At 43.9% G+C, this 22,853-nt stretch carries 25 protein-coding genes; 9 read left to right on the top strand and 16 right to left on the bottom strand.

The genetic code is table 11. The annotated features are described in order from the left end of the window. Nucleotides 1-103 precede the first annotated feature (103 nt). The 4 genes from iscB to F6K49_RS21505 all read left to right on the top strand — a co-directional run bounded on the left by iscB (nucleotide 104) and on the right by F6K49_RS21505 (nucleotide 5,100). Nucleotides 104-1,363 (top strand): RNA-guided endonuclease IscB, encoded by a 1,260-nt coding sequence (iscB, locus tag F6K49_RS21520; RefSeq protein ID WP_293071125.1) that lies wholly within the window; start codon nucleotides 104-106, stop codon nucleotides 1,361-1,363. 98 nt (nucleotides 1,364-1,461) lie between these two features. Beyond that, nucleotides 1,462-1,773 carry a hypothetical protein gene (locus tag F6K49_RS21515; RefSeq protein WP_293099903.1) on the top strand — a complete coding sequence of 104 codons (312 nt, stop codon included), beginning with the start codon at nucleotides 1,462-1,464 and terminating at the stop codon, nucleotides 1,771-1,773. Between the two features lie 172 nt (nucleotides 1,774-1,945). Next, complete coding sequence (locus F6K49_RS21510) at nucleotides 1,946-4,456, top strand: effector-associated domain EAD1-containing protein (RefSeq protein ID WP_293099900.1); 2,511 nt, start codon at nucleotides 1,946-1,948, stop codon at nucleotides 4,454-4,456. A 212-nt stretch (nucleotides 4,457-4,668) separates the two neighbouring features. Beyond that, a complete protein-coding gene (locus tag F6K49_RS21505) occupies nucleotides 4,669-5,100 on the top strand; it encodes a hypothetical protein (protein WP_293071119.1) in 432 nt (143 codons plus the stop codon). 102 nt (nucleotides 5,101-5,202) lie between these two features. Here F6K49_RS21505 and F6K49_RS21500 read toward each other — a convergent pair whose 3' ends face one another. Further along, complete coding sequence (locus F6K49_RS21500) at nucleotides 5,203-5,610, bottom strand: hypothetical protein (RefSeq protein WP_293071117.1); 408 nt, start codon at nucleotides 5,608-5,610, stop codon at nucleotides 5,203-5,205. A gap of 291 nt (nucleotides 5,611-5,901) precedes the next feature. Here F6K49_RS21500 and F6K49_RS21495 point away from each other — a divergent pair, with 291 nt between their 5' ends. Both F6K49_RS21495 and F6K49_RS21490 read left to right on the top strand, forming a co-directional pair. Next, entirely contained in the window at nucleotides 5,902-6,087 is a 186-nt protein-coding gene (locus F6K49_RS21495) for a hypothetical protein (RefSeq protein WP_293071115.1), read from the top strand. 160 nt (nucleotides 6,088-6,247) lie between these two features. Then, nucleotides 6,248-6,403, top strand: coding sequence for a hypothetical protein (locus F6K49_RS21490; RefSeq protein WP_293071113.1), 156 nt, complete (start codon nucleotides 6,248-6,250; stop codon nucleotides 6,401-6,403). Here the strand turns inward: F6K49_RS21490 and F6K49_RS21485 are convergent. The 13 genes from F6K49_RS21485 to F6K49_RS21425 all read right to left on the bottom strand — a co-directional run bounded on the left by F6K49_RS21485 (nucleotide 6,386) and on the right by F6K49_RS21425 (nucleotide 17,782). Continuing rightward, the gene (locus F6K49_RS21485; RefSeq protein WP_293099893.1) at nucleotides 6,386-6,565 is read right to left on the bottom strand and encodes a hypothetical protein; all 180 of its coding nucleotides are present in this window, start codon (nucleotides 6,563-6,565) and stop codon (nucleotides 6,386-6,388) included. The genes F6K49_RS21490 and F6K49_RS21485 overlap by 18 nt on opposite strands. Nucleotides 6,566-6,763: 198 nt before the next feature. Continuing rightward, complete coding sequence (locus tag F6K49_RS21480; RefSeq protein ID WP_293071109.1) at nucleotides 6,764-7,513, bottom strand: hypothetical protein; 750 nt, start codon at nucleotides 7,511-7,513, stop codon at nucleotides 6,764-6,766. A gap of 246 nt (nucleotides 7,514-7,759) precedes the next feature. Beyond that, nucleotides 7,760-8,632 carry a hypothetical protein gene (locus tag F6K49_RS21475; RefSeq protein WP_293071107.1) on the bottom strand — a complete coding sequence of 291 codons (873 nt, stop codon included), beginning with the start codon at nucleotides 8,630-8,632 and terminating at the stop codon, nucleotides 7,760-7,762. 357 nt (nucleotides 8,633-8,989) lie between these two features. Then, a complete protein-coding gene (locus F6K49_RS21470; RefSeq protein ID WP_293071105.1) occupies nucleotides 8,990-9,793 on the bottom strand; it encodes a hypothetical protein in 804 nt (267 codons plus the stop codon). After that, nucleotides 9,781-10,830, bottom strand: coding sequence for a metal-dependent hydrolase (locus F6K49_RS21465; protein ID WP_293099888.1), 1,050 nt, complete (start codon nucleotides 10,828-10,830; stop codon nucleotides 9,781-9,783). Before F6K49_RS21465 ends, F6K49_RS21470 begins: the two co-directional genes overlap by 13 nt. A 5-nt stretch (nucleotides 10,831-10,835) precedes the next feature. Then, a complete protein-coding gene (locus F6K49_RS21460; protein ID WP_293099884.1) occupies nucleotides 10,836-11,555 on the bottom strand; it encodes a hypothetical protein in 720 nt (239 codons plus the stop codon). A gap of 71 nt (nucleotides 11,556-11,626) precedes the next feature. Continuing rightward, nucleotides 11,627-12,304 (bottom strand): hypothetical protein, encoded by a 678-nt coding sequence (locus F6K49_RS21455; protein WP_293099881.1) that lies wholly within the window; start codon nucleotides 12,302-12,304, stop codon nucleotides 11,627-11,629. 581 nt (nucleotides 12,305-12,885) lie between these two features. Next, nucleotides 12,886-13,518 carry a hypothetical protein gene (locus F6K49_RS21450; protein WP_293071097.1) on the bottom strand — a complete coding sequence of 211 codons (633 nt, stop codon included), beginning with the start codon at nucleotides 13,516-13,518 and terminating at the stop codon, nucleotides 12,886-12,888. A gap of 449 nt (nucleotides 13,519-13,967) precedes the next feature. Then, complete coding sequence (locus F6K49_RS21445) at nucleotides 13,968-14,201, bottom strand: site-specific integrase (protein ID WP_070392867.1); 234 nt, start codon at nucleotides 14,199-14,201, stop codon at nucleotides 13,968-13,970. A gap of 234 nt (nucleotides 14,202-14,435) precedes the next feature. Next, the gene (locus F6K49_RS21440) at nucleotides 14,436-15,092 is read right to left on the bottom strand and encodes a site-specific integrase (RefSeq protein WP_293071093.1); all 657 of its coding nucleotides are present in this window, start codon (nucleotides 15,090-15,092) and stop codon (nucleotides 14,436-14,438) included. Between the two features lie 75 nt (nucleotides 15,093-15,167). Further along, nucleotides 15,168-16,766 carry a KOW motif-containing protein gene (locus tag F6K49_RS21435; RefSeq protein ID WP_293099876.1) on the bottom strand — a complete coding sequence of 533 codons (1,599 nt, stop codon included), beginning with the start codon at nucleotides 16,764-16,766 and terminating at the stop codon, nucleotides 15,168-15,170. 21 nt (nucleotides 16,767-16,787) lie between these two features. Next, nucleotides 16,788-17,381 carry a thermonuclease family protein gene (locus F6K49_RS21430; protein ID WP_293099872.1) on the bottom strand — a complete coding sequence of 198 codons (594 nt, stop codon included), beginning with the start codon at nucleotides 17,379-17,381 and terminating at the stop codon, nucleotides 16,788-16,790. Between the two features lie 59 nt (nucleotides 17,382-17,440). Beyond that, nucleotides 17,441-17,782, bottom strand: a complete 342-nt coding sequence (locus tag F6K49_RS21425; protein WP_293099869.1) for a hypothetical protein — start codon at nucleotides 17,780-17,782, stop codon at nucleotides 17,441-17,443. Between the two features lie 207 nt (nucleotides 17,783-17,989). Between F6K49_RS21425 and F6K49_RS21420 the strand changes: the two genes are divergently transcribed. From F6K49_RS21420 to F6K49_RS53505, 3 genes are all read left to right on the top strand, one after another. Next, the gene (locus F6K49_RS21420; protein WP_293099866.1) at nucleotides 17,990-19,219 is read left to right on the top strand and encodes an HTH domain-containing protein; all 1,230 of its coding nucleotides are present in this window, start codon (nucleotides 17,990-17,992) and stop codon (nucleotides 19,217-19,219) included. 110 nt (nucleotides 19,220-19,329) lie between these two features. Continuing rightward, nucleotides 19,330-19,452 (top strand): hypothetical protein, encoded by a 123-nt coding sequence (locus F6K49_RS21415; RefSeq protein WP_293099863.1) that lies wholly within the window; start codon nucleotides 19,330-19,332, stop codon nucleotides 19,450-19,452. Between the two features lie 205 nt (nucleotides 19,453-19,657). Continuing rightward, complete coding sequence (locus tag F6K49_RS53505) at nucleotides 19,658-20,458, top strand: DNA cytosine methyltransferase (RefSeq protein WP_366514212.1); 801 nt, start codon at nucleotides 19,658-19,660, stop codon at nucleotides 20,456-20,458. A 1,129-nt stretch (nucleotides 20,459-21,587) separates the two neighbouring features. On the opposite strand, the gene F6K49_RS21400 is transcribed toward F6K49_RS53505, so the two are convergent. Beyond that, nucleotides 21,588-21,887, bottom strand: a complete 300-nt coding sequence (locus tag F6K49_RS21400) for a hypothetical protein (protein ID WP_366514211.1) — start codon at nucleotides 21,885-21,887, stop codon at nucleotides 21,588-21,590. Next, entirely contained in the window at nucleotides 21,859-22,248 is a 390-nt protein-coding gene (locus F6K49_RS53500; protein ID WP_366514213.1) for a PadR family transcriptional regulator, read from the bottom strand. The genes F6K49_RS21400 and F6K49_RS53500 overlap by 29 nt, the downstream gene beginning before the upstream one ends. Nucleotides 22,249-22,853: the final 605 nt, after the last annotated feature.

The raw sequence follows: 22,853 nt of genomic DNA, 5'->3' as shown, positions 1-22,853 counted from the left end.
TAGTTCTATCGCTAACTATTAAGACGAAGGCAACCGTGTAGTTAGCTCAACAAGCTTTTACAACATTGTCGAGGCACACCTTACCAATTTGAGGCATTTAACAATGCAAAATTATGTTTTTGTGATTGACGCGAATAAGCAACCATTAAACCCTATTCACCCAAAGAAGGCACGACGCCTATTAGATAAAGGTAAAGCTGCGGTTTTTAGAATGTATCCATTCACAATCATCTTGAAGACTGCGATCGCTAATCCAGTCATCTTACCTTGCCAAATAAAGATTGACCCTGGCAGCAAGACTGCTGGGTTCGCCCTGGTTCGAGACGGGCAAGTTATTTGGGGAATGGAATTAGAACACAGAGGAGGGTTGATCAAGAAAAAACTGGAATCCAGAAGAGCTGTCAGACGCGGAAGGCGTAATCGCAACACTCGTTACCGAAAGCCCAGATTCCTTAACCGCAAACGACCAGAGGGCTGGCTCCCTCCTAGTTTAGAGCACAGGATTTTGACAACTGAAACCTGGGTCAAGCGATTAATCAAATTCTGTCCGGTCCGTGAAATCTGGATTGAACGGGTTAAGTTTGACACTCAAAAAATGCAAAATCCTGAAATCAGTGGAGTAGAGTACCAACAAGGTGAGTTAGTTGGCTACGAAGTTAGAGAGTATTTACTCGAAAAGTGGGGCAGAGAATGTACTTATTGCGGGAAGCAAAACGTACCTCTACAGGTTGAGCACATTCACCCAATATCAAAGGGTGGCAGTAACAGAGTGAGCAATCTCTGTTTGGCTTGCGAAAAGTGCAATCAGCGCAAAGGGAATAAGCCTATAGAAGAGTTTCTAAAAAAGAAACCTAGCTTGCTGCAAAAAATCAAAACCAAAACCAAACAACCATTAACGGATGCAGCAGCGGTAAACGCGACTCGAAATAAATTGGTTAAGGTACTCAAAGATTCTAGAGTGGTCGTAACTGGAACAGGAGCACAGACTAAATACAACCGGACAAGGTTAGGGCTACCTAAGCAGCACTGGATTGACGCCGCTTGTGTTGGAAATATTGAAAGTTTAGCTCTGAAGACGTTGCAGCCTCTATTGGTTACCTGTAAAGGACAAGGAGGACGACAAAAAGCTGCTCTCAACAAGTACGGTTACCCTATTAGGCATAACCCACTGAAGCCTATTAAAGGATGGATGACTGGGGATATAGCGAAACACCAAAAACTAGGGATAGGTAGAGTCATCCCTAGAAGCAAGGGAAGCTTTGGATTCACTCCTCTGGGAATGAAAGGATACAAAAGTTGCTTTCCTCAAGACATTTCGGCGATACACCGAAAAGATGGATACACTTACGGCTTTTGCAAGTAACTACCGGAATAAACCCAGGTATTAAGCCTCTATTTTTCTCTAAAACAGGGACAAGCCAGGTGCAGCCTACCAGCAACACCAAGTGAAGCAAGATAAGTATGAATACTCAGAAAGGATTCAAAATCAATAATCCATTGGGAAAAAACGGCTATGACACCGGAACTCAAGTTAAGTCCCGGGGTAAGAACATGACGTTCAAATTACTGTTAAGTGATCAGGATGAGATCCTCCAGCATCTGGAGAATGAGGGGATAACCGTTCAGGAGTTCTGCGATCGCATGGTTCTCCTGTACCAGATGTTCGTCATGGGGGAAGAGATAACACCTGAGAAGCTCAAAAAAGCTGGCATGTCCAGTGAGCAATGGGAAAGAGTGGTGAAGTATATACTGTCACGACTGAAGTTTTCCTAGTGAGCGTTTTTCATAACTATGAGGTTCACAGGATTGTTTCCCTGCTCCCTTGCTAAAGTCCCACTACCTTTTTTTTACCATAAAATGGTACTACCTTTACATACCAAGCATTTCAGCTTGTTTCGTTACCCCTTCAGAAATGTTTGTCTGAACTAATAACATATGTAAAAATATGGGCTTATCCGGTGAACAACGCAAAATACTACAAAAGGCTTTAACTGATGCTTTCCCTAATAAATCATTATTAGAGCAAATGGTATCGTTTAAATTAAATGACAATTTAAACACAATTGCTGGAGGAGATAACTTAAACGAGATTGTTTTTAACTTAATACAAACAGCAGAAGCTGAGGGTTGGGTTGACAAATTAATTTATGCTGCACGTAGGGCAAACCCTGGAAGCCCAAGCTTAAAAGATAAAGCTATTGCTGCTATTGCTGAAGCAGCAACAACTGAACAAAGAGACATCAAACAGACAAATCCAGGCTCAATGGGTGATGGACAACAAGCTGGAATTGGGAAGAGTATTTCCCAGTTCCAGTGGTTTGTTAATTGGGTTAGTCAAAGTTCAACTCCTCGCCAAGAATACCGCAACCGTCAGGCATTACTCACTAAAGTCAAGAACTATTGGGTCAAGGGCGTTCTGGAAAAATCTCTCTATCACCAGGTACTGATTGAATTGGGATTAGAGGAGAGACCCGATGCTATTACTAATCCTTTGAGCGAAATTATCGAAATCGGTGACGACTCATCTCAACCCCTTCCCGAAGGGACTAAAGTAATTGATGTTTTTGACCAAATTGGTATAGGAAGAACCCTACTAATTTTAGGGGAACCAGGGTCAGGAAAAACCACAACCTTACTGGAACTTACCAGGGATTTAATCGCTCGTACTGAACAAGACACTAATCAGCTAATTCCCGTAGTCTTTAACCTCTCCTCTTGGGCAAATAAACGACAGACGATAACTGATTGGTTAGTAGAGGAACTGAACACTATATATCAAGTACCCAAGAAAATTGGAAAAGTTTTAGTAACACAACAGCAACTTCTCCCATTGCTTGATGGTTTAGATGAAGTAAAGGCAGACTATCGAGACGACTGTATTGCTGCTTTGAACACATTCCATCAGAAGTATGGTGCTGAACTGGTAGTGTGTAGTCGGATTAAAGACTATCAAGCTTTATCTAATCGTCTAAATTTTCAGAAAGCAGTTTGTATAAGATTGCTTAGTTTAGAACAAGTTTGCTATTACTTGGATAGTGTCGGGGATGATTTAACGGGATTGAGGACATTAATTGCAGAAGATACAGTATTACAAGAGTTAGCCCAGTCACCTTTAATGCTCAATATTATGACTCTAGCTTATCAGGGAGTAGCAGTTGAGGATTTGCCCAGAACTGAGGTAGTGGAGGAACGGCGCAAGCAGCTATTTGATGCATATATTGAGAAAATGTTTAAGCGTCGGAAGACTAATCAACGATACAAGAAAGCGCAAGTAAAGCACTGGCTAATTTGGATGGCCAAGAGGATGGTTGAGGAGTCGCAAACAGTATTTTTAATTGAAAAAATGCAGCCATCTTGGCTAAGAAATAGAAAGCAAAAACAAATTTACTGGCTGAGTGTCGGGTTGATATTTGGGTTGACGTTCGGGCTGATGACAGGGCTGACGGAAGGGCTGACGAAAGGGCTGGTGGTTGGGTTGATAATCTGGCTGATGGTTAGGCTGATGTATGGGCTAAAGTTTGGGCTGATGGAAGGGCTAATAGTCGGGCTGATGTTTGGACTGATGGTCGGAATGATGGTCGGGCTGATGGAAAGTTTGATGTTTGGGCTGATGGAAGGGCTGATGTTTGGACTGATGGGAGTGCTGATAAAAGTGCTGGCAAGAGGGCTGATGTTTGGACTGATGGGAGGGTTGATGTTTGGACTGATGGGAGGGCTGATGGGAGGGCTAATGGAAGAAATTAAAACAGTTGAAATGCTTCAAGTTAATTGGAAAAAAATCTTGATTCACCTGCTAAAGTTTGGGTTGATGATCGGGTTGATATTTGGACTAATGTTTGGACTGTCGCTTTGGTTTCTATTTACACTGGAGAGTCCAATGCAAACGCTTATATTTGCGACGATGGGAGGGTTTAAGCTTGAGTTTATGGGATGGTCGATAGTCTGGCTAATGGGAGGGCTAATGGGAGGGCTAATGGGAGGGCTGGAGAGTTCAGAAATTGAAACAAAAATAAGTCCAAATCAAGGAATTTGGAAATCAGTTCGTAATGCTATAACTGTGTGGCTGATGAGAGGGCTAATGGTCGGGCTGATGTTTGGGCTGATGGAAGAGTTGATAGAAAGGTTGATGTTTGGACTTATGGAAGGGCTGATGGAAAGGCCGACGAAAGAGCTGATGTTTGAGTCGATAGCAGGGCTGATACCAGGGCTGACGGAAGGGCTGATGTTTGGGCTGATGTTTGAGTTGATAGCAGGGCTATTAAATGGTGGTAAAGCCTGCATCCAACACTTCAGCCTCCGCCTTGTCCTCTACCGTAACAATTACATCCCTTGGAACTATGCCCGCTTCCTGGACTATGCCGCTGATCGCATCTTCCTACAAAAAGTAGGAGGAGGCTACATCTTTATCCACCGGATGCTGATGGAACACTTTGCGGAGATGGAGCCTGAGAATTGATAGATTACTATAGCATTTTGAATTGATATGTAAACAATATCAACCAGTAGTTTATAAGCCGATTACTATCTAATAAATTATCTCAATTCCTAATACATTATTTCCTCATTCGCACGAAAATCATTAACAACCCGTTTCATCCCTACTATAATCTGACTAGATTCAAGATAAGACAGCGATCGCATTCATAGAAAACCTTAAACTTTGCCACTATGGACTACACAAAAATCATGGACTACACAGAAATCCTTAAGAAAGCCCTTGATTGGGGTCAAGAGAATCACCCAGAAAGCAATCTTTATCGTCATGCAGCATTCGCTAATTCTGTTGGATACCTGGTAGTTGGAATAAGTGGTGGATACGGTGGTCCATCAATACGAGAGCACTGCGTATCACATGCTCTCGCTGGTGATGGATTTAATACTAATATTGGGACTAATATTGGGGTGATGACCCTGCAATTTCCCGATGGTCGGCTTCCAAGAGGTGGGGAATGGAGTTTTCAAAAAGCGTGTGAGTTCGCAGAACCCATATGTTATGGAATTTTACCTGCGATCGCTGTCAAAGTTTATCAAACTGAACATTGTTCCAATGACGATCCAGAGGATTTAAAAGAGATAGAAAATCGACAACGAAATTTGTGAATTAAGAATGAAGAATGAAGAATTAAGAATGTAGAATTGGAACTTCTGACTTCTGCCTTCTGACTTCCGTCTTCTGACTTCTGCCTTCACCATTCTCAATTCTTAATTCACCATTCTGTCCTCCTTCAAGCACAATCGATCCAATAACTCCCTCGGAATTTGCTCAAAATCTTCCAACAAAAAATCCATAATCGCCAGATGGCGCAAGTGACCAGCAGTGGGAGGGGAACAGCGACGACGGGTGTTAAACCAGCCGTTAACAGTGTGAACGGAACAAGAGCAGATCAAAGCTATATCTTCCTGGGTTAAGTCCCATTTTTGGTAAAACCGCTGGGGTGTCATGCCCAATTGATAGTAACTATACAGTCGGATTAGAATTTGCTCTCGTTCTGTGATCGGATAGGGATAGGAATTTTCCTGCTTCGGTTCCCTCTGTTGTCCAAGCTGCTCAAGACGCTCCATCGCTTCCTGATAATCGATGGGATGATGAACGAATCGTTTTTTTGGCATGATAGAGTTACCTAAACTGTGGTTTGGGAGAGAGCCGCGCTTGTGCCGGGTCAAGCAAGAAGCGCGGCTCTTTTAGCCATGAATATATTATAAATAGTGGCTATGGTTGTTGTCAAGTGGAAAATCAAAAAAATCTGGATAAAATTTTAATAGTTTAATAATTATTTACAACTAAATAGTTAGGTTTGTTACAATTGTAGCTAATAGCAACCTAAGGAAAGTTTAAGACGTTTAATACTTATACTTTTGGGAAAACAAGGCAGAGGGCAGAAGGCAGAAGTGAATTCAACCTTGGCCAAAAGGCCATGCTACGCGAACAACCTTCAACCTTCAACAACCTTCAACCTTCAACAACCTTCAACCTTCAACAACCTTCAACCTTCAACCTTCAACAACCTTAAACAACCTTGGCCAAAAGGCCACGCTAAGCGAACAACCTTTCAGATAAACTATAAGCAGCTTGCAAAGAACAGGTAGGAGTTCGTCTTCTACCACAGTTGTGATGGGAGTGAGCACTATTCACTCCCATCACACTATCTGTTTCTTGTGACGTCATGAAGTTTACTGGGTAATGTTATAAGCGTTATTTAAACATTACACTATAAATGTATCCATGACAAGGCCGAAAATAAAAAATATGAGCCTCAAACTCCCAGAGCATGAATTTGAGGCACTAGAGGAGTATTGTAAACAGTATCACAGGGGTAAGACAGAACTGATCAGAGAATTCATCCGGTCTCTACCTACCTACAAGACTCCAACAACAGAAGAATCACTACCCGATAATGACTAAGACATTACCAACGGGATGAGCCGGGCATGTAGAGATGGGGTTTGGGTGTGCGATCAGCTTTGCTGCGCCAAAGGCGATCGCATAAGCGCGGAAGCTGAGGCCGTAGGCCACGCTTTGCGAACGCTTCATCGCGTAGCGGCGACCTAGGAGAATCGCAGCCATCAAAAAGACAGATCCAAGACAGGTCTAGATAAAGCTAAAACCTGGGGGGCGTTAGGAATACTGCCCCCCAGGTTTATACAGCCAGCCCTTGAAGAGATGAAATAACTAAAAACCTCTTTCCAGGATTTTATCGGAATTCAATTTATAACTTACTATTTCCTCTATTGATCCCAGATCGCTTTAATGTAACCCAGTTCCTTAGCATCCTTCTGTTTTTCTTCTGCTTACCCTACTTTTCCGTGGATTCTCATTCAGCCAATCACGAACTAACTTTATATGTGTATTTGGGACTGTTTCGGCATAATCAGCCCAACGGTTAAAGTAAAATATACAGCTGATTTTTTCTATAATAAAAAAAGCCTCTCTTCTTATCTTATCCCCACTAAAATTTATATTTGTACTCTCTCGGAGATTCACTTTGCTGTTGTAAATTTCAACAATAATTTGATTTTTATCAACTTCAACAATTTGCTGAGCAAATAAGTTATTTCTCTGCCATTCATAAAACCTACTTTTGGCATTATTTACCAACCTGTTTAACATTACTTTTATTTTTTCTAGCTCGTAAACAGTAGTAACGTCTTTATAGTAAGCTAAAATAGCATTTATCACTCGAAACCAAGAATCGTTTTTATGATTAACAAACTTTTCCCTAATAATAGGATTTACGTCGAAAACACCAGATTCTTTAATCGTGTCAATATAATTTAAGAAAGCTTTGTAATTGTCTGAGTACAAAGGTTTGAAAGGATTAAAACCAGAGCTGAACCTTGCCATATCCATAATAGTGATGCATCCTGTAGCAGGACTAGTTTTCAACACTTCAAGCAATCCCGGTTTACCTAATTGTTTCCTAACCTTATCATCTTCAATCAATGCATCATTCCAATCACCAAGCACTAGCTCTTTAACTGTAATAGGTTGTTCTATTTCACTTATTTCGGACATAGAGAAATCGGGTTTTTGATTTATTCGGATGTTAAAATCACTACTTGTTTACCACTACCCAGTTTATGGGACTTACGCATTTGCCCCCGTGGGTTCCCCAAGCGAACAATCCCTCGCTTGGGGGACTTTGACATCCTTGCTACCCCTGGTGCCCTTGACCCGTAATTAAATCCGTCAGGGTCGCACCACCAAATTGGGGAGCTAAGGGGACGAAATCCACTTAACCGCGTAAGTCCTGTTTAGATACTAGGCTGTGGGTTTAAAGCAGGTAAGGTCAACAAGATTAGCTCCTGGCTGTGTAGTGTTATCCTTCACCCAAGCATCTATCATTTTTACGTGCCTGTTCATAACTATCTGTGCATAGGAAGGCCACAGATTCTTATAAAAGGTCAACCTCGCCTTTACAATGCTTATATCAGTTTGCCTTGAGGTACTTTTCCTTCCCTTATTTTCTATCAGAGAAATATTGCTGGAGTAAATGTAAACCTGAATTTCGTTCTCTAAGTTGAGAGTACTCTGTGCAAATAAGCTCTTTGTCTGCCTAGTATTTTTTCGGCTAGCGGCAGCCTGTGTCATATTTATAATACTTTTCCTGATTTGATCTTTACTGTTTTTCTCAATTCCTTCGTAAAGGTTGACAATATCATTAACGGCAAGATTCCAGCTTTTTTCTCCTCTGTGATACTCAGTACGACTTGAATCATTTAGAAAGAAAAAAGGAGCTGACATAATCCTTCCGACATAATCATCGAAAGCTTTCTCATTGTCCTTTAAATCAGGATTGAGAGGGTTGAAGCCTGCTGCAATTCTTGCCATATCCATCACAGTGGTGCATCCTGTGCCTGGATTACTCCTAAAAATCGCTAACAAGTTGTCATATTGGTCCATGGTTGGATTCTCGCCAGCAGGTGGCATAAATCCCTGGAAAGCCTTGTCCTTATCTAAAGCATCCTGTAAGCCATCACCGGTAACAGCACCACCGGATACAACAGGATTTGGGATTCCAGAGAATCCACTTCTGAAAAATACTGGCTCTTCTCCTCGGACACGTAAGACATTAGCTGGATCATTCATTGCACACCAGCTATTTACCTTTTCTAATTCTTTATTTGTGAGCATTTGCTCCTCCTAATTAATTTCAATGAACAGGGAGCATGTCACTTATACAGAACATTTATGCTAAATCTATAGCCCTTTCATGACAAAGCAAACGCATCTAAATTCCAGAAGCCTTACTCAAAAGAGATTTCAAAATTAATAAGCATAATACTTATCGTATAAATCTCATATTCAGTAGACATTTCAGAATAAGATGCGTTTACCCTGCCCCTTATGGGTTTTAGCTTGCTCTGATACTTATAGTTAATGTGTTCTGCAAGTTTGACCTGCTCCCAATGAACACATTTACAGAATGCCTAATCTAGCCTTGGCTTCGCAGTACCCCTAAGGGTACCTTTTCTGTTCAGTAATGTAAAATCAACCACCATTCCTAACATCAAGAGTTATCTCAGCAGTTATCACACGGTCTGTCTGAGAGACAATCTTCACCCGTCTCACCCGACCAGCATAGGGCGATCGCACAATACTCAACTCTGCCAGCTCCTTCTCTACCTCTTGAGACTGCTTCACCAAAGATGCCAGCTGGTACTGCTGCCGCTGCAAATTAGTTTGATACGTCATCATCTCCAGAGAATGCCGGTAAATCTGCTGTTGGTAACGAGTTTTAGCAGCATTTAACCGAGCAATAGCAGAATCGATCGCAATCTGTGTTTTGATGCGCTTTTCCTGTAACCGTTGTCGTCTCTGGATTTTATCTTGGTCGTGGATGACATTGAGATAATCCATCTTGAAGCGGAGGGGTGGAGCTGCTTCAATTTCCATTTCGACCAATGCTAAATCATTCCGAGCCTTCGCGATCGCAGCCTCTTCCTCACTGAAAGAAGGTGTTGGTGGTTGTTGGATAGGAGGTAACGGTAAACTCATCTGATTGATCGCAATTTGCAGCTGGTTCCGTCTTGCCTCCAGTGTTTTTCGTTGAGCAGTGCGGTCCGACAGAGTTTCACCTACCTTTACCCTATCCCCCTGCTTCACCTTAATATCCTCCGGTGCCGTCACTGTTACGTTTATCCGGTGGCGTTTTGGCGCAGTGGGCTGAATCTGTGTAACCGGGGTAATGCCATCAGGTACTGGTTCAAGAGAAACTTGACTTGGACTAGCTGCAACCAGCACCGCTGCCGTGCCAGCAATACTAATCCCGATTAAGTTAGTTACCCATTCCATAATTCATCTGCTGCTGGTGTGATTACCTTCACACTTAGGTTTCCCACAGCGTACTGATCAGTCAACTTAGTGATAGCTGTAGTCAGTGGACAATAGGTGAATTTTAGTGTCGAGGCGCTCACGCTAACAGTCTGAAGTTGATTAAGCTGTGCAGCTGGTTTCACATCCTCTGGGAAATCCACAGCTACCTGGCCATTAACGAAAATCGCAGCACCAGGGTATTGTGCTGCCAGCTGCCGTAATCCGGGAATAGGGTCTTCATCGTCCCAACTCAAAGTCAAGACTGTAGTTTGAGCTGGTTGACCAATATTGGTAGTGAGTTTAGAGATAGTAATCTGTTCCCCCGTCTTATAGATACCGTTTCCATCCGTTACGATGAACTCACTCCCAGCAGTATCGATAATCCAGTAGCGACCAGAGGCATCAGAGCGATCGCTAGCCCAAACACCTGTGATTTCCGCATAGATATGATTAGTGCTAGCGTTCTGGTTGTAAGTGGTAATCGCACCATCCCTCAGACCAAGACTCTGAGTAACTTTGGTTGTAATCCCGCCACCATTGGCCAGCCAGATACCAATCATTAGTAACACTGTGGCAAAAACTAGCACCCACAGCTCAGCAGCACCCCCAGTTTTAATCCGTCGTCTGGGATTACTCACAGATACAGCCCAAGCAGGCTCAGGCCAGAACAGCTGAACCCCCTGCTTAGTGAACGTATCTGAAAAACAAGCTAACAGGTGACCCAAGGGAAAAGCGATCGCACCCTTCCAATCCCCTAACCAAAAATGTCCGACAGCCACCGACACAGCAGCAATAGTCGCAGTGGCCAGCAGTGAGTGGGTAATGCTGCGGTGAGGAAACCTATCTTCGATCCAGCTGGAGAGGGGATAAAAGATTTTCCCAATAGTGCTCGTAGTAGTATCAATATCCGGAATCTGGGCACCAACTACAGCCAAGCCCAACAGCGATGGGTCAGCAGTTCCCAAAACCAAACTAGTTCCTGCTGCTGCAATCAAGCTGTGGGTTATGCTCATCATAATAATTACTGCCCTAACCTCTTTCTTGCACCACGAATCGAACCTAGTTGCTTAAGGGTCATGCCAGCCACCAGGCTAACTCCACCAAATATATAGAGTGACTTATTCCCAGTCCCCATACCGATGAAACGGATGATACCAAAGCTCATCAGAGCAGCAATAATAATAGGCATGATCACCACATACTGAGTATGCTCCGGTTTATGCTGTTTCAGTCCAAGTGACTCATTCCTGACCACCTTCTTAGCCACCATCGGGTTACGTCCAGCTAGTGGCTGGAGTTCAGCTAGTCGGGATTCCGAAAGATTCAACCCCTGGCGCTTCGCTTCCGACCGCATCACTTCCCGAATCCGTTGGTCAGAAGGCATCTCTAGTTCAATTTCCAGCATTTCCAAGAAGATGTCCCTACCAGGATTCGCCACAGCCAGACAAACCACCCTGACCCCACTAGCCATTAAGTCCTCTAACCAATACCGAATCCCAGTGGTCAGTCGTTTCGCTTCCGGGAAAATCAATAGTGTACTGTCATTACAGTTAGATGCGATCTCCTCCTTCAGCTGATCCATAGTGAGAGACTTACCCTCATCATTTTCTGTAGGAATGTCCAGCTGGAAGGCCAGGGCTTGAAAGAACTTTTTCCCACTTCCTTTGTAGATTGCGATCGCAGCTGAAAACTCTCCCAGCAGTTCCTCATAAAGCCCCTGGGCAAACTCACCTTTACCCACCCCAGCCTCCCCAAGGATGAGTAGAGAATGACCAGCTCTAACAGCAGTGCAAGCTCTCTCAAAATCTTTCCCTAACTCCCGCCTCGACTTTGAGCTAACAGTTTGTCTGCTATCGAAACGGGAGTATATTTTGGGTTAGCCGCTTCCTCGGCATCGGTTATCTTCTGTTGCAAATCCTCCGGCAAATCATCCCAAACCATTTTGTCGGCCAAAGCTCTTTTCACCAAGTCAGGCACAGCCATCTCATAAGCTTTAAGTTCAGCTGCTGACCTCATTAGGTTATTTACATCAAACTGATCAGTCGGGTTTTCCGGCTTAACGTATACATCTCCTTCGATTTCTGAAGTTGTAGCTTGGCTCTCTTTTGCGAGGTTGCTATCATCAGCTTTAACAATTGAATTATTAGAGAAGCCACTTCTTTTCCCAGTTTTATTGACATGGCTTCGCAAAGCACGGACTTGGTCAGCTTGCTCCTGTGTAAGGTAAGCCTTACCTTCTGAATCGGTCTGTGCTTCTATTTTCAAATGGTTCAAGTCCTTATAGTAAGCGTCCTTTTTAATACCAAGCTCGCTCATCAGCGTTTCGGGGCGAATCGCTCCTTCAGGTGCAGAATTCTGTTTAGACATTTTTTTTTCGCGATTCCATATTATGTACAGTGCTGAGAAAAAATTTCTGAGATGACCCCAGAATTCTGGGGTGCGCTGCTCAATGACAATGGTGATTTTGGCTTGAACAATTGCTGTTACCAACCTTTATCAATAACCACCATTGGTGAAAAGGTAAATCCCCTGGTTACGAGGTTGTAGTTGTTGTTAACTCTGGAGTAGATAGAGCAGCGAAATAATTGGTTGAGTTGAGCACCGGGAGATTTTTATTCCAATGTTTCCCCAGTTGTTGAAGCTCGACGGCTGGAGTTTCTGTTCTCAGTTTCTGGTACAGAGGTTGCTTTTCGGGTACACGGTGTTTTTGTTTTCGGGTGTGTGCTGGGGGTTTTGTGGATAGGTGGTGTCGGTTGTGTGCTGAGGGTTGAGGTGTGGGCAGTTGTTTGGGATTGCGTAGGGTGACCAAAGGGCGATCGCGTAGCGTGACCAAAGGGCGATCGCGTTCCCTAGGTGCGATCGCTCAAACCCGAATTCAAGCCTGGGGTTAGCGAAATCCTTAATGGCAGCGTCCCACTCAGCAAGCAGGCAGCAGTAAGAGAATTGTACAATAGAAATGTCGGTATACTCCCCACGCCCTCCACTTGTTTGTCAATGATAACAAAACCACAATACGGCACTATTTTTAAGTGCCGTAAAAACTCAGCTACAATTATCTAACATTAAAATGTCTAAATGTCGATAGTGCTGTTATTGTCTTGTACAGGAAGATTTTGACCATTCTGATCTTGAGCCCCAGTATCTTGATTGGCTGCATCTGTAGAGATAACAGAGAAGTTAATCCTGCTATCTGTCTTTGATGACACTGAAAAAGCTTGGATGTATGCAGAAGCAGATACTGGAACATTAGGAAATAAGCCAGTGACCATAAGATCAATGTTGATTCGTCCGTTTGTCCTGCTAACATTGCTTAATTCGTTAAACACTTTGGTTAACTCTTGTTTGTGGTAGGAAGCATTGTTTCCAAGGCCAATCCAACTCCAAAAACCACGGAGACCAGCAGAAAACTTGTAAGATTTTCTCATCTCTTTATAGGTTTTCGAACTTTCAAGTGTTTTGGTCGAAAAGTTCATTGAACCATTTGCACGTGCGTATGCACCAAGCCCAGATACACTTACGCCAACACCTTGAATTCGCCCCCTTGCAGTAGAAACATTCCAAGATGTTCCTTCTGTTGCAGCTGCTAGTAGTGATGGTCCAGGAACATGTTCAAGATATAGGGTAGGAACAAGAATGTCCGTTGTTAGTTCTAAATCCGTTGTAGGAACAAGAATGTCTGTTGTTAGTTCTAAATTCGTAGTCATGGTTCTTCGTTCTTTGTTGATAAAGATTCATATGCGATGAACGGGGAAAACAAAGTGTAAATAAATGTCAGTATTGTTACTTAAAATCCACTTTCTTTAAGCCGTTCAAAGCATACATTTATATTAAAAAGTTTGTTTGAGGGAAGACGGTACCCTCTCGGGTACTATTTTTTTGTAGAGTGTCTACTTCTCGTTATTCTCTTGTGGAACCAGTTAGAAGATAATCTAACAAGATGGTACAGCAGCCTATCCCCCGCACTGGCTCGTTCTTCTGATGCTTTTTATACTATATAGGCGTTCCCCACACCCGCCATACCCATTACCCACTACCAATAACCGTACATCATCCCCTGAATGCGATCACGCCCTAGGGCACAAGCCAGGCAAATGCATCCATGAAACTAAAGCGCAACTTAAACACCCAGATGCGCCCGCCACCATTCCTTCTCCTAAAACCCCAACTTCTGCACCGCCCTACGCTTAACCTCCTCACCCCGCCGGTCATACTTAGCGGTAGTTACAGGGGAAGCATGACCAGCTAACTTTTGGACGGTCACAATATCAATCCCAGCATCGAGCAGGTCAGAGCAGAAGGTTCTGCGAAAGTCATGAGGACTAAAGGACTCTACCCCAGCTTCTTTAGCCCGCTTCTGCAAAATCAACAACACGGCCTGGGGGGTCATAGTTCTGTACTGTATCTGCCCACCTTTCTGTATTGGAACAGCGCCCCTGGTTGTTTACCCCTCGTGTTCAACCAATCATTAACAAACGCGATTCGGCAAAGCCGACGCTTCGCTCCGGAAGCAAAGCTTCCGCGCTTGAGCGATCGCACCTTCCGGTAAATAAACCGTCCTATCCTTACCCTTCCATACTTGGCATAGCGCGATCACATTCAGGGGTTCCGGGCAGGTAATGATTCAAGGGGTATTAGTTACATCGGGTAATGTCGATTTGCCGGTGTAATCTGGCGCAGGTTCAGTGGATTCAACAGGGGCAAGCATAGATAAGGCACTGATGGCTCCCTTTACCTGCTCGGGCTTCACTTCCAAGTACTTGTACAATTCATCTAGTGTCCGATGCCCGGATATTTCTTGGATTACCCGCAGGGGAATTCCTGCGTTGCTTAGTTGGGTGAGTGCTGTCCTGCGGAAACTGTGAGTACTGACTCCTTCTATGTCCACCCGCTTACACGCTTCACGAAGGATCCAGCTGGCGGCATCTGAGGTGATGTGTTTTTTCCCATGTCTGCCGGGGAATAGGTAGTCTGCCCACTTAGGAGGGTGATAGTCAGTTAAGTACTTTCGTAAATCTTCTAGTACCGGGATGGTCCGGGTGGCAAGCTTACCCTTTGTGTTACCTTTCCGAAACAGAACAACGGGACGCACGAAACCTTTGCGATCGTAGACATCCCTAACTTTCAAGTTTACTGCTTCGTTGACCCGACAGGCGGTGTAGAGCATCACGGCAAACAGCGCCCGGTCTCGTGGCGGGTCAAGGGTTGCCCCTTCATTAAACAACAGTTGGATTTCTTCTGCGGTTAAAATCTTTGCCCGGCCATGACGGTCAATTTTCATGGCGATGCCTCATACACCTCTGCCTATTTATTCAACAGCTTTGGTGTACTCTAGGTCAATTGCTTGGCTCCAGCTTCAACCAACTTGTTGCTGCTCCAACTTATTGAGAATTTCGTCAATCTCACCTATTCCATGTTTAGTCACTAGTGCTTTCAATATCATCTGGACTTGCTCATGGGAAAAATGTTCAGCATTATTTACCACTACTGTAGTAATATCCTTCATGGATTCAGGTAAAAGTTTGATAGTGAAAAATTCTTCACTTTCATCAATATCTTCTGATGCTGGGTTGTGGGGTAACTCAGGGGGGACATCAGGGGATACCTGTGAGTCCTTCTCATCAAGTACTGGTGCTGGGTTATGGGGTAACTCAGGAGGTATTTGTGAATCTTTATCCTTAAATTCAGCTGGTGCAACCACCTGTTCTACTTCTTGTTTGACCAATGGTGGTGGGGTAGGAGCCTGAGCGGGTTCGCTTTCAATACCCTTTGCTACTGGAGTGGGAACCTGAGCGGGTTCGTTGCTCTTTGCTACTGGAGTAGGAACCTGAGCGGGTTCACTTTCAATACTCTTTGGTACTGGAGTATGAACTTTTGCTGGTTGGTTACTTTTTGGTACTGAAGTGGGAACCTGAGCGGGTTCGCTTTCAATACTCTTTGGTACTGGGGTAGGGGAAGGCTTGGGTAAGTGGGTTTTCTGTACTTTATCTGGATGAATGTGTCGTGGGATATCGTTATCCCAACTTACCAGCAGCCCCAGTTTTTTATCCTTGCTGCTGACTGTCCCAAGTTCGCCCGGTGATGTCCAATCGGGTAAATTTTTGTCTTTGATTACTTCAACGCGATCGCCCTCAGTGAACTGACAGATCCGGTCAGTTAACTCTAACTCGGCACGGATATCATTGACCAAGCTCCTTCCTACTCCAACATGTTCAGCGATTCGGCGGTTAGTCCAATCTAGACCTTTTCGCTTACCACCCTGACTACGGGGAATGGCATCTAATGATCCAAACTCTTCAATCAATGTCTGGAACATCATCTCAACCGCCCGCCGCTTATCAGCATTGGTGCGGTGTAAGCTGGGGCGCTGGTTGGAGGAGCAGCTGTAACGAATGGCATCGATTAGGGTTCCGATGCGGACTTCACAGAAAATTTGTTGCTCGACTTGTGCTGCTGCTTTGATTCGGTGGTGTCCATCACCTGGACGCTTAGTTTTACCATCATCGAAGATTACTGGGGGGTCGTGCCGCCAGTCCCAACGATTCTCTTCCATTTCTAAGCAATATCGTGCGATCGCTTTCTCGTCAGTCGTGGTCCTCGACTGAGTACCATCTTCTAGCTCTATTGATTTGGGGTCAAGCCATTGATAAGTTACGTCTGATTGAGCTACACTATTTACCTCTAGCTCAGCTGACTCAGATGATTCAGTTTTATCATTAACTGGTGATTCAACTTGCTCAGATGATTTAGTTTCTTCGTTAACTGATATAATTTTTTCCAACTGCTCCCGTTTAAACCATTTGATACCCCGGGACATGTCAACGCAGATCCTAGCCTTCTGATAGGGTGTGCTAGGTTTCTCATTGGCAACCACGCCAGTCTGCCCCTTGTACCTTCCATCAAGGATCTTTACTTCATCCCCGGTGACGAAAAAAATTTCAAGTTGGGATACCATCTGATTTCCTTCTTTGATCGCTTAACGCCGCTTAGTTTTCCTCCACTCCCATGGGGGAATAGCTTGGGCATTTTTTGCCCAAACCCCGATTTTAGCAGACCGTGCTCGTGCTTGGGTAGAAGCGATCGCATCCCAGTTGGGACAATCTGACTTATAAGCCTCGTACCCCCAAACCATACCATCTGACGATTGGATAGATTGAACTAATTCCCAGTCCACTCCCCGGTTTACCCAGAGTTCAGCGATAGTACGGCCATAACGGTCAGTGGCGATAGAGTCAACTTTGACCCTCATCCTGCCACGCTTTAGGAGTTTTCTGAGGTGATCTCGACTTTCGATTCCGAGAAGTTGAGCCTTCTCGGGGGCGTCAACACAGGCAAATCTGATCTTCTTCTCTTCAGAGCCACATATGACTCTGATAGTGTCCCCGTCATAAACCGAATTTGGTTTGACACTACATACAGGTAAATGGGCTATTGATTTATATACTAATGGATAAATTTTACTGGATTCGCTTGGAGGCTTTTCCTGGGTGATCAGTGACGCTATCACCAGTGCGATAATCAAAGTAACTGTGGCGATCTCAGAGAAGATAGCAATTCGTTTTTCGTTCATTGACTGACGGGGATGTGAAGTACACACCTATTCTTCCCCGTTCCCTACTCCCGCATGAATTAGCTGAGGAACTTCTTCCTGATTACCTCTAGAACCTCTCCAGCATATTTCCTGTGGATATCGTTATTTGGATCTAAGGCTTTCACCAGCTCCAACAAACCAGTGTTGCCTTTATCATCAATATCCCAAACTTTGGTTATGTACGAAATAAAGAACGCCTTTTGTTCTGGATTAAAAGCTTGAAACGCAGCTCCTAAAGTGTCATGCCTCCAGCTGCTTTTCCCATTGAGAAACAAAGATATGCCTTGGCGCGACACAGTAGAATTCTCGCTTAGGTCTTTGGCCCTTATGCCAAACTCGTCCATTGTAGCAATAAAGGCCTCTCTGAAAATATCGCTCATTAAGATATTTCGTTTATTAAAAAATATTTAAAGTTTGTAAAATTTACGTATTTTTTTTATATAATATTTTTGTTATGTTTACCGGAGAATGAAAAACCCCATCCTTCAAAGTCTTGAAAGACAAAAGAATGGGGCACTATTCAAATTAATCTTATGTTAGATTATAGCGCAAAAAGTACGACAAAACTTCTGTCGGACGAAAGACCTTTGATATTTCTACCAGAACTTGCAGGTGCAGTCGGGAAGGTAGAAGCTTTCATATTGCAGGAAATTCACTACTGGTCGATAGTATTTAACAACGTAGTACAGGGAAGAAGATGGTACTACAAAAGTGGCGAGAAGTGGGCAGAACGCATAGGCGTTTCTGAAAGGACGGTCAGGAGAGCCGTTAAAAATCTTCGCAAGCAGGGTTTAGTGTACGTTAAACGCTTATCTGCTAAAAGCTACTACCAGGTGAATTGGTATTCAGTTAACTACCAGCAGCTCAAAGAGAGAGTCAAGAACATCAAAATTTTTGAGAATTTTGTGTACTCAGTTGGCTCTAAGAAGCTCAAAAAGAAAGTCAAGCGCATCATTCTTGACGATTTTGGCCAAATCAATTCGGACAAAATGGGTAGTATTCATTCGGACAAAATGGCCGAATCATATAATAGAGTACCTTCCATAGAAAACTCTACATGTCACCCACCCACCCACCCGTGTGTTGAAGAAAAAAATGATCAAGACCAAGAAGAAAGTAATCAAGGGGTAGAAGCTGTTCCCCTCCCTTGTGATAATGATAATAAGGATATAAAGGAGGAGCTGGAAGTAAGTTCCGCCGCCGCTGAGAAGAAGCGTGCGATCGCAGCAGCAGAGATACAGCTGAGAAGGCTTCAGATCAAGCCAGCTGCTGTGATGAAGTACATGATCGATTTCTATGCAAACATTGGCTACGCCTTGAACAAGGTAGAGGAGGCGGTAAGGGAAGGGTGGGTAAAAAACCGAACCGGGCTACTCATTCATTTTTTGAAAGAGGGGGCTGATGAGCAATACTTTGAGGCTAATGAACAGGTCAAGGGGGATCCAATTCCATCTCCACCCCCTGGTTTTGTTGAGTGGTGTAACGCTAACTCAACTGTCAGGAGTTACCATTTTACTTCTGGGTCTACCAAAGAATGGGTAGCAATATACACTAACGGGAAGATATTGCCCTGGTACATTGCTATGAAGTGCGATAACCCTGAGTATCAACCACCCCAGGGTAATTCGGAGTGCCAGCCATCTGAGCCATCGGGTAACCCAGATCAGGTGAGTTGGATCCCAGCAAAGAGCGCTATTGAAAGATCCGCAGAAAACTTCGCTGAGTACCGCAGGCATTATCAACAATCACTACTCAATAATTTAGTACAAAAGTACTTGCCGCCATCGGGCTTTCCTACGAATCCAGAGCAGGAGTAGGGAGGAATTAACAATGCAATATCAACTTTTTGATTTGTCCCAATATGGGATAAATCCTAGCTCTGGGGTAAATCCACATCAGACGGATTTGGACGGGGACATAGAGGAATTTGAGGAAAAAGAGTCGCGATTGGCCTACGGCCACGCTACGCGAACGCAGAAGCCAAAGCAATATCAGCAATGTGAATTTTTCGATTTATCTCAATATCAGACAAGTCCTGATTCTCAAGTAAATCCATATCAAATCGATTTGGATCAGAGATTCTTGAAAGGAAGGTCACGACAATACAAGCGAAAGCGATATAAGCAATGTGAACTTTTTGATCTCAATCAGTATGAGGTCAATCATGATTCTGATCTGAGTCCATGTGAAGCCCGCCCTAGCACTGGGGAAGAATTAAAGCGAGGAGGCTCGCGTACGCAATATCATCAAGACCAATGTATGGACTCAGTGAATCCATCAGAATTATCAGAACTATCGGCTTGTTTGAGGGGATTGGGGGATTCCCCTATGCTGCCAAACAGATCGGGGGATTCTTGTGGGAAGGATCTGTGGAAAACGACCCTTTTGCCATCAAGGTCCTTGAACGGAACTTTTGTCATGAGCTTTTCGGGGATATCAGGAGTTTCCACCCCAAGCCGGGTGAGTATGATTTCATGGTTGGGGGGTTCCCCTGCACTGGTACATCCTCCGCTGGCGACAAAACTGGGCTTGACCATCCCGAGTCCTCTCTATATAAAGAATTCATCAGATGCATTGAAGAAGGACGACCCTCGATGGTCCTTCTTGAGCAACCCGAAGGATTCATCTATAGGGGCTATGACACATGGGTTGAAGAAGTATCAAAGATTGGATACGAAGTCTTGGATCCAGCTATCTTTGGCTGCCACCAGATCGGCGGCAGCTATCGCAGAGTCCGAGTCTTTTCTCTGTCCTACCTTGCTAACTGGGCGTGGAATATCAGGCAGGAGCGCTGGCAGCACCAAGTGCGAGCGCTGGTGGAAGAGTTCGGGGCTTCTGCCGAGTGGCTCACAATTGAGCGTTCAGGCGATGCTATTGTTACACGGCTTCCCACCGGATTACTTAGAACCGGAGATGTTTGTCTCCACGCCGAAAAAGGACAAGAAGGAAGAAGAGAAGCCAGAAAGCTTATCGGCCAAACAGTATCAGTCCCCCAAGCAGCCCTCGCCCTCTCTGCCGCAAAGTGGGTCTGGCAGCAAAGAAGGGACTGGGTATAGCGCTACCGATATTTCTCTAAAAAATCCTGGGGATGACTATAGTGCTACAGCTTTTTCTCTAAAAAATCCTGGGGATGACTATAGTGCTACGGCTTTTTCTCTAAAAAATCCTGGGGATGACTATAGTGCTACGGCTTTTTCTCTAAAAAATCAGCTGCCCATCGAGGAGCAGAAACAACTCTCTATCGTTGACTACTGTCATGAACATGCCATTGGTCAATTGGTGGTCTCTTCTAAGGATGGTCGTATAGGGACAGTAATCCGAGCTGTTCCAGGAAATACCCTTCGTTTAGACGTTGAGTGGTGGTACGGAAACCAGTACAGCAGAATTTCGTTTAAGCAGGTAAATCTGCTTGGACTGACTATAGAAGACCGCTTATGCTGCCGCCTCCCAGATGCGTCTAAGCAGCATGGAACTTTGTACAAGTTCACTAGTAACCGCAGGGGAAAAGATGGTGTTATGCGCACCTATCCCCTGGTGGAAGGCGATCGCACTAGGGACTCCGATTGGTATTGGGGAATCAATATCAAGGTTCTGGTAAACCCCAAGAAGGGCTGGCAAAGTAAGAACTTTGGAGTTAAGGTGTCGAAGCTTCCTCTGGTTCGAGCTGCCCAAAGGGAGAACAAGGACTATGTCTATATCGTTAAGGAGGTCTTGGGGAAGAGTATCAACCTGTGTTGATTAGTCTTGCGGATGGTGTAAGACGGAACCGTTCTGTTTTAGAGAAAAAACGGGTGGTCTAAGTCGGAGCATTTCTGTTTTAGAGAAAAAACGGGTGGTCTAAGTCGGAGCATTTCTGTTTTAGAGAAAAAACGGGTGGTCTAAGGGCGATCGCTACCAAGTACCCATGGAAATAAGGTGTTCACGCTCACATCCAGTGAACACCTTGGAGAACAGTATTTGAATAGGAGCAGAGTAGGCATCCTGCCCGCCTAAGGTAGGAAACAGGCAAGATGCCTATTCCACTGTCCTATCAACTTTAGATGGAGTTTCTATTGATCCGACTTACAACCTTCATCCCGCAAACTGTCAGTCATTAAACTGAAAAACTTAAAAATAATGAAGACCAATCCATTTATAGAGATTGGTCTTCATTATTTTATCTTGCAGTTAAAATAATACTTTACATTATTTTGTCAATTTGATAGTAACAACAATTCCTATCACATCACTAATATAACAGCGAAGTAAATCTGCAAGCATAAAAATATCATGTAGATGCAAATAAAACCTTGGATATTTATGCACACGATACATTAAATCCCGCTGAACTAACATTTCGCAAAATTTAGCTTTATCATCAGTGCTCAATAGTTGAAAGAGGATAGGAAAAGTAACCCATTTAATAAGAGGAGAAGCCTCTAAGGTTCGTTTGAGCAACTCTTCATCCACAATTTCACTACGGCGACCAATTGCGTAGTCTTGCAAAAAATTCGTCAGCGTATCTGACAACAGATTCCCCTGTTTCGGTGAGGGAGTAATATTGTCGCTTGGCTCCACCTCCGATTGCGTCACCCTCACAGGACTTAACGTATCCTTTTTTGCGCATTCTCTTGAGTAGCGAGTAGAGAGAGCCAAGTGAGATGGACTCGTTTCCTCCGCTACACTCTCTGAATGCCCGTTGTATATCAAGTCCGTAGACTCCTTTTGGGTCTGATTTTTGGATTGCCCAGAGGATGAGCAATTCGGTTTGGGGGGGAATGGTCTGGACTGGTTTGTCATATGAGTTTCCTTCCCGCAGGTCTTTAGGTGCAGCCCTAGCGGATATATCAATTGTTTGCTGGAACATAGGATCAATCTTCATATTCAATTTTCTATTGTGTGTATAAGAACTGATAAACCTTGCATTATGGGCGGGCTGTCCCGGCTCAAATTGGTAAGTAGATGCACAAAATCAGTTGCTCAATTAATTTTGTGTAGGTATTTAACCTTTATACCAGTTTTCAAAAGTAGCGCCATACTTACAATAAAAAACATGACCATATTGGGCTTTTGCCATTTTTATGTATGTTATGACTTTTGATTTTTGGTATTCAGTAGGTCAGTGTTTTTATTCCCTATATATTTCCCACGTGGGATATATATTCTTAAACCGGGACAGCCAGTGGTGCAAAGTTTTTAGCTCACAGGGATAGTGGCTATTCTCTATGGTGATTTCGTCCTGTATTAGGTTGGTAGTCATTTGTATTTCCATAAGTCAAGAACCTGTAAAAACGAATGGCAAGTAGCTGCGCATATGGCTGTTTCGCAATTGATTGGACTCTGCACATCCTTACAATCTTGCTACTTGCTATACCATTTATATTATCTTACAAATCCAATACTTGCAAATGCGATACTTGTCTGTTTTCATTAAAGTCACTGAAGCTCTTGTGTAGTCTGGGTTCAGGCGCA

The organism is Moorena sp. SIO3I6 (assembly GCF_010672095.1).
The sequence above is the reverse complement of the archived record's forward strand: the minus strand, read 5'-3'. Positions and strand labels throughout refer to the sequence as shown.